The organism is Neobacillus fumarioli NBRC 102428, from assembly GCF_001591485.1.
Taxonomy (GTDB): domain Bacteria; phylum Bacillota; class Bacilli; order Bacillales; family Cytobacillaceae; genus Neobacillus; species Neobacillus fumarioli.
In genome coordinates this window covers 1-12,572 of the sequence record NZ_BCUZ01000077.1, presented here as the reverse complement: position 1 = coordinate 12,572, position 12,572 = coordinate 1, and the positions used below count along the sequence as shown (strand labels likewise).

Annotated in this window: 7 protein-coding genes and 1 pseudogene; 6 read left to right on the top strand and 2 right to left on the bottom strand. The window is 40.6% G+C overall.

All coding sequences use genetic code 11. The features are described from left to right. Positions 1-12: 12 nt before the first annotated feature. Complete coding sequence (plsY, locus tag BFU02S_RS11275) at positions 13-612, bottom strand: glycerol-3-phosphate 1-O-acyltransferase PlsY (protein WP_066370552.1); 600 nt, start codon at positions 610-612, stop codon at positions 13-15. Positions 613-789: 177 nt separating this feature from the next. On the opposite strand from plsY, the gene BFU02S_RS11270 reads away from it, so the two are divergent. The 6 genes from BFU02S_RS11270 to BFU02S_RS11245 all read left to right on the top strand — a co-directional run bounded on the left by BFU02S_RS11270 (position 790) and on the right by BFU02S_RS11245 (position 11,497). Beyond that, complete coding sequence (locus tag BFU02S_RS11270) at positions 790-2,529, top strand: glycosyl hydrolase family 18 protein (protein ID WP_066370550.1); 1,740 nt, start codon at positions 790-792, stop codon at positions 2,527-2,529. A gap of 138 nt (positions 2,530-2,667) precedes the next feature. Next, positions 2,668-3,075 (top strand): CoA-binding protein, encoded by a 408-nt coding sequence (locus BFU02S_RS11265; RefSeq protein ID WP_066370560.1) that lies wholly within the window; start codon positions 2,668-2,670, stop codon positions 3,073-3,075. Between the two features lie 240 nt (positions 3,076-3,315). Next, on the top strand, positions 3,316-5,304 hold the full coding sequence (gene parE, locus BFU02S_RS11260; RefSeq protein WP_066370558.1) for a DNA topoisomerase IV subunit B: 1,989 nt from the start codon (positions 3,316-3,318) through the stop codon (positions 5,302-5,304). Next, entirely contained in the window at positions 5,291-7,729 is a 2,439-nt protein-coding gene (gene parC, locus BFU02S_RS11255; protein WP_066370547.1) for a DNA topoisomerase IV subunit A, read from the top strand. Before parE ends, parC begins: the two co-directional genes overlap by 14 nt. A 151-nt stretch (positions 7,730-7,880) precedes the next feature. After that, a complete protein-coding gene (locus tag BFU02S_RS11250; protein ID WP_066370545.1) occupies positions 7,881-9,608 on the top strand; it encodes an ABC transporter ATP-binding protein in 1,728 nt (575 codons plus the stop codon). Then, positions 9,605-11,497 (top strand): ABC transporter ATP-binding protein, encoded by a 1,893-nt coding sequence (locus BFU02S_RS11245; RefSeq protein WP_066370544.1) that lies wholly within the window; start codon positions 9,605-9,607, stop codon positions 11,495-11,497. The genes BFU02S_RS11250 and BFU02S_RS11245 overlap by 4 nt, the downstream gene beginning before the upstream one ends. Before the next feature lie 574 nt (positions 11,498-12,071). Here BFU02S_RS11245 and BFU02S_RS17135 read toward each other — a convergent pair. Then, positions 12,072-12,572 (bottom strand): annotated as a pseudogene (locus BFU02S_RS17135) (site-2 protease family protein); the annotation flags it as partial.

The window sequence follows — 12,572 nt, the reverse complement described above, 5'->3', positions numbered from 1 at the left end:
GCGCTTTTCTTATTAAAGCCACTTAATTTTCGGCTCTGTTTTATTCATGATTCTTTTAATATTGGCCCGGTGACGGTAAAAAATAAATGTAACGAGGAGAATAATTGCAATTAAAAGCGGAATGTCCCATTTTTGTACCAATCCGGATATGATTACGTACAGAATGGCAACAATTCCCGCAATCATTGAAGATAACGAAACATATTTTGAAATAAATAAACTGATAAAAAAGGCAACTAAAACAGTGATAAATAAAATAGGCGCATAGAATAACACAACACCTGCGGAAGTAGCAACTGCCTTGCCCCCGCGAAATCCGGCAAAAAGCGGAAACATATGTCCGATTGCCGATACTATACCAGGAAGCAGTGGATTCATATGTAGATGAAATAGAGTTGGCAGTGCAGCTGCTAATGTTCCTTTCAAGATATCAGCTAAGGTTACCGCAAATCCCGCTTTTACTCCAAGTGTCCGAAACGTATTGGTCCCGCCGAGATTTCCACTGCCATGTTTACGTATATCAGTTTTATAGAATACTTTTCCAACGATTAAACCGGAAGGGATGGAACCAAGCAAATAAGCCAGGATCAGGATGATGACTATTTTAAGCATTAAAACTTCTCCTTTAATAGAAAGATCAAGTGTCTTTATTTTACCATGGAATAATGTAAAAAACACCATCCTGCTTTTAACAAGGGCAATTAAAAGATTTCTTTTCACAAGACCTAAGATAAATTTCTTTCCAATTTTCAAAAGTTATTTTAGGATAGACAAAGGGAGGAAGAGTGAATGGCGAAAATTGAATATATTAAAAAACAGCATTTATCCCCGAGGCGCGCTATTTGGGGATTGCTCACCGCATTATTAATCGTCCTTGTAGCGATCATTCTATTATTCTATCCATTTGCCTCAAATGTGAAACAAACATATTTTCATGGGGCAAACCCGATTTTATATCATGGGGCGCAGCAAGGGAATGCTTTAATAGAAGATAATCGTGTGTTTGTTCCTTTCAATTTTTTGAAGAACAAATTTGACAATGCCATAACCTTCGATGAACAATCGAAGTCCGTTATTATCACAACAAAAGATAAAGTAGTACAAATGCCGATTGGAGCTCTTACTTTTTATGTCAATCAAAGGCCAATTCAAGTGAAATTTCAGCCGGTGATGACCAGGAATGGCGAAGTATATGTTTCCCTTGATTCGCTTCTAGCCTTTTATCCAATTCAGTATAAAAAATTGCCGGAGATGAATGCCATATGGATTCAAAAAGATGGCCAGGCATATGGTACTGGTAAAATAGCAGCAAATGATCGAGGAGAGGACTGGCTGAGATTAAGGGTGTCCCCAAGTGTTAGAAGTCCTTATACAACAGATGTAAAAAATAATGAGGCTGTTACCATTGAAGAAGAAAAGAACGGTTATGATCTGGTTCGAAAAGCAAATGGAATCAGCGGCTATATCAAAAAAGATTTGGTGAAAACGGAAGGAAATGTGACCATTCATATAGCACAAAAGACAACTCCGTTTAAACTGCCGAAAATAAATGGTCCCGTTCATTTAACATGGGAAGCCGTTTATAATAAAAATCCCGATGTGTCCAAAATACCGAATATGCCTGGCGTGAATGTCGTTGCACCGACATGGTTTTCCATTTCCAATAAAGAGGGATTATTAAAGAATAGGGCTTCAGTTGAATACAGTAAATGGGCACACCAAAAAGGGGCCCAAGTATGGGGAGTTATGTCCAATTCTTTTGACCCGGAACTGACGTATCAAGCGCTAAAAAACTTTAAAACCCGTCAATCCATCATCCAGCAATTGCTTCATTTCAGTCAAAGTTATCAGCTTCAGGGGATTAATTTTGATATTGAAAACGTAAGTGAAGAAGACGGTCCGCTTGTAACGCAGCTGATCAGAGAGGCGGCCCCGTATTTCCATCAGGCAGGCTTGCTCCTTTCAATGGATATTACGTTTGCTACCGGAGATCATAATAGCTGGTCGTCGTTTTATGAACGAACAAAGCTTTCGCAAGTTACTGATTATCTAATTGTCATGGCCTATGATGAGCATACAAGTGCGGCCACCGGTGAAGGAAGTGCAGCAAGTCTACCATGGGTAGAAAGGAACCTGAAACATTTATTAACAGAAGTTCCTCATGATAAGTTAATCCTGGGTGTCCCATTATACTCGAGATTGTGGAAGGAACAAACAAATGCGGATGGGACCAAGAAAATTACCACAAAGGCGCTTTCAATGGATATGACAAAAGAATGGCTTACGAAAAGGGGCTTAATGCCTACATTGGATAAGTCAAGCGGACAAAACTATGCAGAATATGATGCAAAGAATGAACATGCAATTTATAAAATTTGGATTGAAGATGACATGTCACTGAAAAAACGGGCAGAATTGGCAGCAAAATATGACTTAGCTGGGGTTGCAAGCTGGTCAAGAGCATTTGGGGATCAAACAGCCTGGACCGCATTAAACGTTTCACATGACAAAAATATCGCAGTGAAATAATTGGCCGGTACATCCGGCCCTTTTTTCGTTTATTACTATACTCTAGCTGCAACTTTCCCGAACCATTTTCTTGTGTATTCTTTTCTGAAACAGTTACAATATAGGTAATAAACCATTTTGGAGGGGATCATTTTGGCGATTGAAAATCCAAGTCTTGAAGAAATTGGTACTATTTTAAAAAAGGCGAAAAGAATTGCCGTAGTTGGTTTAAGCAACAAGCCTGACCGAACATCCTATCAAGTTTCCAAAGTCATGCAAGAAGCAGGGTATGAAATCATTCCGGTTAATCCGACGATAGATGAGGCATTAGGTGTCAAGGCTGCCCATTCTTTAAAAGAGATCGAAGGACATATCGATATTGTCAATGTATTCCGCCGCTCTGAGCAGTTATTAGATGTTGCAAAAGAATTTCTTGAAGTGGATGCGGATGTTTTCTGGGCCCAGCAGGGGTTAGTGAATGAAGAAGCCTATCAATTATTAAAAGATAAGGGTTATACAGTCATTATGGACCGCTGCATCAAAGTCATGCACGCATTAACAAAGTAAACATTTGATCTACATAGCTGCTGCTATCCTAAAGCAGCTTTTTTTTGTTTTTCACCAAAACCTTCCATAAGATTTTTTACATGTCTTGAGTTCATATTTGCCAAATCAAAATAAATCGCTAAAATAAACGATAGACGATTTGAGAATGTATGGTAAAATAAAAATCGCAAACATTCGTTCTCTTTCAGCATAAAGTGAAATAGAAGGTTGTTTTTTGGAGAAAATGAAAGGGGAATTTTAGTGGCAAGAAATCAGCAAGCATTTGATTATAATGAAGATGCCATACAGGTGTTGGAAGGACTTGAAGCTGTCCGGAAGCGTCCAGGTATGTATATTGGCAGCACGGATTCTCGGGGGCTCCATCACCTTGTATATGAGATTGTGGATAATTCAGTCGATGAAGCGCTTGCCGGCTTTGGGGATCATATCATTGTAAAAATACACAAAGATCAATCCATCAGTGTCGCAGACAAAGGGCGTGGCATGCCTACAGGGATGCACAAAATGGGGAAACCAACACCAGAAATTATTTTAACGGTCCTGCATGCCGGAGGAAAATTTGGACAAGGCGGATACAAAACAAGCGGCGGACTTCACGGCGTCGGCGCGTCTGTTGTCAATGCCCTATCAGAATGGTTAACTGTTACGATCAAGCGGGACGGTTTTATTTATGAACAGCGTTTTGCGGATGGAGGTAAGCCTGTTTCAACCTTAGAGAAAGTCGGAAAGACCAATCAAACGGGAACAACTATCCATTTTAAGCCGGACCCAAAGATCTTTTCGACGACTACTTTTAATTTTGAAACATTATGCGAAAGATTAAGGGAATCTGCCTTTTTGTTAAAAGGTTTAAAGATTGAAATCATTGATGAGCGTCATGGTCTTCATGAAGTGTTTCATTTTGAGAATGGAATAGAAGCCTTTGTTGCCTATTTAAATGAAGAGAAGGATGTCCTTCATTCTGTTGTTAGCTTTGAAGGCAGTCAAAATGGGATTGAAGTAGAATTTGCTTTTCAATTTAATGACGGTTATTCCGAAAATGTGCTCTCTTTTGTCAACAATGTTCGGACAAAAGATGGCGGTACACATGAAGCCGGAGCAAAAACAGCCATGACAAGAGTGTTTAACGATTATGCTCGCAAAGCAGGATTCTTGAAGGAAAAAGACAAAAATCTGGATGGTGCAGATATTCGTGAAGGATTGTCTGCCATTGTTTCTGTCAGAATTCCTGAAGAGCTGCTCCAGTTTGAAGGGCAAACAAAGGGTAAATTAGGAACGAGTGAAGCAAGATCTGCTGTCGACTCCGTTGTCTCCGAACATCTATCCTACCTTTTAGAAGAAAATCCTGATATCAGTTCCCTCCTAGTGAAAAAAGCGATTAAAGCTTTTCAAGCACGCGAAGCAGCGAGAAAGGCAAGAGAAGATGCACGAAGCGGGAAAAAACGGAAACGCCCCGAAACTGTTCTTTCCGGCAAACTAACACCTGCTCAGTCCCGGAATCCGCAAAAAAATGAACTGTATCTAGTTGAGGGGGATTCAGCAGGGGGTTCTGCCAAGCAGGGGCGTGACCGACGCTTTCAAGCTGTTCTGCCGTTACGAGGTAAAGTCATCAACACCGAAAAAGCGAAGCTCGCTGATATTTTTAAAAATGAAGAAATTAACACGATTATTCATGCCATTGGCGGCGGTGTCGGTTCTGACTTTAACATTGAAGACATTAACTATGACAAGATTATTATCATGACGGATGCTGATACAGACGGCGCGCATATTCAAGTTTTGCTGCTTACCTTCTTCTACCGGTATATGAAGCCGCTTGTCGAGGCAGGAAAAGTATTTATCGCCCTGCCGCCTTTGTATAAAGTCAGCAAACGAACCGGCAAGACAGAAACCATTGAGTATGCTTGGAATGAAGAAGAACTCCAGGCTGCTATTAAAAAAGTGGGCAGGGGCTATATCATCCAGCGCTATAAAGGTCTTGGTGAAATGAATGCGGATCAATTGTGGGAAACAACGATGGACCCGGAAACCCGGACGTTAATCCGCGTCAAAATTGATGATGCGGCAAGGGCAGAACGACGAGTTACAACCCTTATGGGTGATAAAGTCGAACCGCGCCGCAAATGGATCGAAAATAATGTAGCATTTGGATTAGAAGAGGATGACACGATTTTAGAGAATGAAAATATTTCAATTTCCGGGGAGGCTGCTGATAATGAGTACAAGTGAAAAATTTCGCGACCTTCCGCTGGAAGATGTTCTTGGCGACCGTTTTGGCAGATACAGTAAATACATCATTCAAGATCGGGCCCTGCCTGATGCCAGGGACGGTCTTAAGCCCGTTCAGCGGAGAATCTTATATGCTATGCATGTCGAGGGGAATACCCATGATAAAGGTTTTCGGAAAGCAGCGAAAACAGTTGGTAATGTCATTGGCAATTATCATCCGCACGGTGATTCTTCTGTATACGAAGCAATGGTGCGGATGAGTCAAGATTGGAAGCTGCGCAATCTTCTTATTGAGATGCACGGGAATAACGGAAGTGTTGATGGAGATCCGCCGGCAGCAATGCGGTATACCGAGGCAAGGCTATCTGCTATTTCCGCCGAATTATTGCGCGATATTGAAAAACATACGGTTGACTTTATTCCGAACTTTGATGATACGACAAAGGAACCAACCGTCTTGCCGGCGATGTTTCCAAACTTGCTGGTAAATGGGTCTACAGGGATCTCTGCCGGTTATGCTACGGAAATTCCTCCGCACCATCTTGGTGAAGTCATTGACGGGGTTATCATGAAAATGGATCGCCCCAATGTTACAGTGGATGAACTAATGACTGTAATAAAAGGACCTGATTTTCCAACTGGAGGGATCATTCAAGGGATAGCCGGGATTAAAAAGGCCTATGAAACTGGTAAAGGAAAAATTATCATTCGCGGAAAGGCGGAAATTGAAGAGATTCGGGGCGGCCGGCAGCAGATCGTTATTACCGAAATTCCTTATGAAGTCAATAAGGCAAATCTCGTTAAGAAAATGGATGAATACCGACTGGACCGGAAAGTAGAAGGAATTTCGGAAATCCGTGATGATACAGACCGTACAGGGCTTAGGATTGTGATCGAGCTGAAAAAAGACGCCGATGCGGAAGGGGTGTTATACTTTTTATATAAGAACACCGACCTTCAGGTAGCCTATAATTTTAATATGGTGGCCATTCACCATAAGCGGCCAAAACAGATGGGCTTACGTGAACTGCTTGACGCTTATATTGAACATCAAAAGGATGTCGTGACAAGACGAACAGAATTTGAACTGAACAAAGCTAAGGAACGCCAGCATATTGTTGAAGGCTTAATGAAAGCTTTATCGATTCTTGATGAGGTGATCGCTACTATCCGGGCATCAAAGGATAAGCGTGACGCAAAAGATAATTTAATCGCCAAATTCGACTTCACCGAACCACAGGCAGAAGCAATTGTTTCCTTACAGCTTTATCGCCTGACCAATACCGATATCACCGCATTAAGAAATGAAGCGGAGGAATTGGCGAAGAAAATTGAAGAGTGGACCAGTATTTTAGCAAGTGAGAAAAAGCTGTTCTCTGTTATAAAAAAAGAATTAAGAGAAATGAAAAAAAGGTTTGCCGATGAACGCCGATCAAAAATCGAAGCGGAAATTGAAGAATTGAAAATCAATTTAGAAGTGATGGTTCCTAGTGAAGATGTTATTGTTACGGTAACAAAGCAAGGCTATGTAAAGCGGACAAGTCAGCGCTCCTTTGCTGCTTCTAATGGGCAGGACTTAGCGATGAAGGAATCCGACCGTCTGCTTGCTCAGCTTGACATGAATACAAAGGATGTCTTGCTGCTGTTTACAAACAGAGGAAATTATTTATATTGTCCCGTTCATGAGCTGCCTGATATTCGCTGGAAGGACATTGGTCAGCATATCGCGAACCTTGTTCCAATTGAAAGAGATGAAGAAATTATCGAGGCTGTTCCGGTGAATGACTTTGCTGCAGATTTATTTCTTATCTTTATAACGAAAAACGGTATGGTTAAGAAAACGGAATTAAAGCAGTATCAGGCCCAGAGATACTCTAAACCGCTAGTTGGCATTAATTTAAAAGAGGATGACCGGGTAGTGGATGTCCATGTGACAGATGGAACAAAAGAAGTATTTCTCATTACACATAAGGGTTATGCTCTTTGGTTTGACGAAGAAGAAATCAGCATTGTCGGCATTCGGGCAGCAGGAGTGAAAGGTATTAATTTGAAAGAGGATGATTATGTCATCAGCGGACAGATTCTAACTACAGACAGTCAGGAATCGATTATCATTGCTACTCATCGCGGCGCCGTGAAGCGCATGAAATTATCTGAATTTGAAAAATCATCTCGGGCAAAACGGGGAGTTGTAATCTTAAGAGAATTAAAAGCGAATCCTCATCGGATTGCGGGATTTGTTGTTGCGAAAGATCAAGATATGATTTCTCTTCAGACTGAAAAAGGTCAAACTGAAACCTTAAGGGCAGAAGATATTCGTTACAGTGACAGATATTCAAACGGCTCCTTTATCCTAGATGAGAACGAAAACGGAAATGTAATAGCTGTTTGGAAACAAGCAGCAGAGGAAGCGCCAAATGAATAAGGTTATTAAAGACTCTCTACAATCCAGGGAGTCTTTTTACTGAACATAAAACGAAAGTCATAGAATTGACCTTAGAGATCATGGCGAATATAATTAGTTAGTCCAATTCTTTATTTTCTGAATTATATTCTCGCAAAGGAGTGGTACATCCTTGTTAAAGATTACTAAATTCCTTAAGCCGTTTCAACTGACCATTTATTTAGTGCTTATTCTTGTTCTCTTGCAGTCTTTAGCAGAGCTTTATTTACCAACATTAATGTCAGATATTGTAGATAAAGGAGTTGTTACGGGTAACACTCATTATATTTGGAAAATAGGCGGCTTGATGCTGTTGGTTGCTGCAGGTGAAATGATTTGTGCCATCATTTCAAGCTTTTACTCTGCCAAAGTGGCTTCTGGCTTCGGTAAATCGTTACGAAGCCGCATTTTCACTCATGTCAGCAACTTTTCCTTACATGAATTCGATAAATTGGGAACCGCCTCGCTCATCACCAGAACGACCAATGATATTACACAAGTACAGCAAGTGCTAGTGATGATGCTTCGGATGATGGTTATGGCTCCGTTGATGTGTATCGGAGGCATTATCATGGCTCTAACCAAAGATGCTAAACTAACGCTTGTGCTGGCAGTTTCGATCCCAGTTCTAATTCTTACGATTTTCACAATTCAAAGAAAAGCAATTCCCCTTTTTAAAGCAATGCAGGTAAAGCTCGATAAACTGAACCGGGTTTTACGAGAAAATTTAACCGGAATTCGAGTCATTCGCTCCTTTAACCGGACAGATCATGAGAAAGAGCGGTTTAATGATGCAAACGAGGATTTAATGCGGACAGCGATTAAAGTAAATAAAATTATGGCATCCATGTGGCCAATTATGATGTTTGTCATGAACATCACAACAGTGGCGGTTGTTTGGTTCGGCAGTATCCGGATTAGCAATGGGCATATGCAAGTCGGTGATATGATGGCGTTTATTCAATATGCCATGCAAATAATGTTTTCTTTCCTCATGCTTTCGATGATGTTTGTGATGATCCCAAGGGCATCAGTTTCTGCGGCCAGAATTGCGGAAGTTTTGGAAACTTCAGCAGATATCCAAGATCCATCAAAACCTGTTTTACCTCCCGCTCATAAGGGTCAAGTTGAATTTCAAGATGTTGCTTTTCGGTATCCAGGTGCCGAGATGCCGGCGATCTCCAATATTTCATTTAAAATGAATCCGGGTGAGGTGACAGCCATTATTGGCGGTACTGGCTCCGGTAAATCAACATTAATTAATTTGATTCCGCGCTTTTATGATGTTGACAGTGGCAAGGTGCTAATTGATGGTGTTGATGTAAGGGAAATGTCACAAGAAGAACTCAGAAAGAAAATTGGTTTTGTACCGCAACAAACGGTTCTTTTCACCGGAACGATTGCTGAAAACATCAGGTATGGCAAAGAAGAGGCAACCGATGATGAAGTAAAGCATGCCGCCGATATTGCCCAAGCTTCTGAGTTTATTTCCAATATGCCGGATGGGTTTGCTACTATGATCGCCCAAGGAGGAACGAATGTATCTGGTGGACAAAAACAAAGGCTTTCCATCGCCCGTGCGCTTGTCAGAAACCCTTTAATCTATATTTTTGATGATAGTTTTTCTGCACTCGATTTTAAAACAGATGCCAAGCTCCGTGCTGCTTTAAAGGAAGAGACGGCAGAAGCCGCTGTGTTAATCGTCGCCCAGCGGGTTAGCACGATCATGGATGCCGATCAGATTATTGTGTTGGACGAAGGTAAAATCGCAGGGATTGGCAAACATAAAGAACTGATGGAAACATGTTCTGTTTACCGCGAAATTGTCATGTCGCAGCTGTCCGAGGAGGAGATTGCATGAGTAAAGAATCTCAACATCACAACACTGGACACATGCCTGGTCCGAGGCGCCACGGTGGAGGGTTTGGTCCGATGGGCATGGGCATGCCCGTCCAAAAAGCAAAGAACTTTAAAGGGACCTTAAAACGATTAGTCGGCTACCTGCTCCCGTATAAAGTACAGCTGATTTCCGTTTTCATTACCGCTATCATCAGTACGGTGTTTTCAATTGTGAGTCCAAAAATAATGGGGAAGGCGACAACCAAATTGTTTGAAGGATTGATGATGAAGGTAAAGGGTATTCCCGGTGCCAAAGTTGATTTTGTGTATATTGGTCAAATCATCCTATTATTAATCGGATTGTATGTGTTAAGTGCTGCTTTTTCGTTTATCCAGCAGTATATCATGGCAGGAGTGGCGCAAAAGACTGTCTACCAATTACGGAAACAGGTTGTCGATAAATTGAACCGGCTGCCATTAAAATATTTCGATGCCCGGACACATGGGGAAATCTTAAGCCGAGCGGTAAATGATATTGATAATATCAGCACTACCTTACAGCAAAGCTTAACACAGCTCATTACGTCGATTGTTACGTTAATTGGTGTTATTGTCATGATGCTTTCCATCAGCCCGTTAATGACCTTGATTGTAGTAGTCACACTTCCACTTAGCTTTATCGCTACGGCCAGTATTGCCAAAAAATCGCAAAGCTTTTTTAAAGGACAGCAGGCCGCTCTTGGCCGGCTAAATGGCCATGTAGAGGAAATGTATACCGGACACAAGGTGATTAAAGTGTTTGGGCATGAGAAGAAATCGATTGCCAAATTTGAACAAATCAATGAACAGCTTTACCAATCAGGCTGGAAAGCGCAATTTGTTTCCGGGATGATAATGCCGATAATGTCATTTATCAATAATATCGGCTATGTACTAGTATCGGTTGCAGGAGGATTATTGGTCACAAAAAAAGCGATTGAAATCGGTGATATTCAAGCCTTTATTCAATACGCGAGACAATTTTCGCAGCCCATTACCCAAACGGCGAATATTGCCAATATTATTCAGTCTACCATTGCGAGCGCAGAACGGGTATTTGAGATTTTGGATGAAACAGAAGAGATTCCGGAGGCAGCTGCTATAAGACTGGATTCGCCTAAAGGAGAAGTGAAATTTTCTCATGTTTCCTTTGGTTATGCAGAAAATGAACCATTAATCGAGGATATGAATATTGACGTCAAACCAGGCCAGCGGGTTGCGATTGTCGGGCCGACGGGTGCTGGTAAAACGACGCTTATTAATCTATTAATGCGTTTCTATGAAGTAAACGACGGCACGATTTCTATTGATGGTGTCGATACGAGGGATATGAAGCGGGAACACCTTAGAAGTTTATTTGGTATGGTATTGCAAGATACATGGTTGTTCAACAGCACGATCCGTGATAATATTGCATATGGAAGAGAAGGAGCTACTGAAGAAGAAATTATTGCAGCAGCCAAAGCGGCAAATGCTGATCATTTTATCCGCACTTTGCCGGAAGGTTATGACACGATTTTAAATGAGGAAGCCTCCAATATTTCACAAGGACAGAAGCAGTTATTAACCATTGCCAGGGCAATTCTCACTGATCCGGCTATTCTGATTCTTGATGAAGCAACCAGCAGTGTGGATACACGAACAGAGGTTCAGATTCAAAAAGCAATGAACCATTTAATGAAAGGACGCACAAGCTTCATTATTGCTCACCGTCTGTCAACCATTCGGGATGCCGATTTGATTTTGGTCATGAATCACGGTACCGTCATTGAAAAAGGAACTCATGAAGAACTGCTTGCAAAGGGCGGATTCTATGCTGATTTGTATAATAGCCAATTTACTGGAAGACAGATTGGAAATGTAGGTGTTTAAACATAAAAGGAAAAAGCCATTAGGTTCTTATTGACTTAATGGCCTATTTCATTTATCGAAGGATTTAAGTGTATGGATTAATGTTGTTTTCATTTATTCAGCACTTTTTGTATTTCTGGATGATTGATAAGAATTTCATTTCCATAATAATAACTAAGGGACAGACCAATAACCAAGCTAATATAAATTGTAAATAATCGCACTTTCGTTTTCTTATCCGTTTTATAATATGTTTCCGTCGTCTGTACTTCTTTTTTAAACTTTAAAACCTTTTCTTCCAATTGGTTGAGAATGCCATCAACAACTTGTTGATAGTCATTACAAACTTGTTCACTAAAGGCAAGAGTACCTGTTAATTGCTGAAGGTAAATATCCTTTTTTATTTTTTCGATTTCTGAATGAAGTTTATTTAATATCTCCGTTATCTCCTTATTCAAAATTTTTCTTTGAGCCTTTCTTAAAATCTCTTGAAATAATTCTAAATGATGGACTTCTTGCTTTAATTGAACAACTAATAGTACAAGTTGCTGAACTTCGCGTTTGTCACTATTTAAACTTTTTTTCTTTTTATATAATTTGTACCATTCCATTGAACCGATGATAACGATTAAGAACCCCATGAAACTAATATGCATAACAGAATAGGTTAGTAACAGTATGATGCCTAATCCCCATAGTTTTGTGCTAATACCAGCAGCAATTCTTCCGCCATCTAGTGGAGTAATAGGGATTAAATTAAATAAATTGATCACCGCACCCAATATAGTGCCCAAAACGGCTCATGTGTAAATAGATACAAAGGGATAGCAGGTAAAAATGATAAAAGGCCAAATAAAGGACCCATGTAAGCTAAGAACCCCTCATCTTTTGCACTTTTGGGCATTTCCTTTAAGCCGATAAATGCACCCATGAAGGGAATAAACACTGCTGGGCTTACAGGTAGTTTAATCCTTTTAGCAGCATAAGCATGACCCATTTCATGAACGAACAACAGATAAACAAGCGCAACTGCAAATTTCCATCCATATATTAGGGCATAGGTTCCGAGAGAAATAAACATTGATGCTAGTATACA

Coding starts and splice junctions, on each gene's coding strand:
- BFU02S_RS11270 (WP_066370550.1), top strand. CDS start 790: ATGGCGAAAATTGAATATATTAAAAAACAGCATTTATCCCCGAGGCGC.
- parC (WP_066370547.1), top strand. CDS start 5,291: ATGAGTACAAGTGAAAAATTTCGCGACCTTCCGCTGGAAGATGTTCTT.
- plsY (WP_066370552.1), bottom strand. CDS start 612: ATGCTTAAAATAGTCATCATCCTGATCCTGGCTTATTTGCTTGGTTCC.
- BFU02S_RS11245 (WP_066370544.1), top strand. CDS start 9,605: ATGAGTAAAGAATCTCAACATCACAACACTGGACACATGCCTGGTCCG.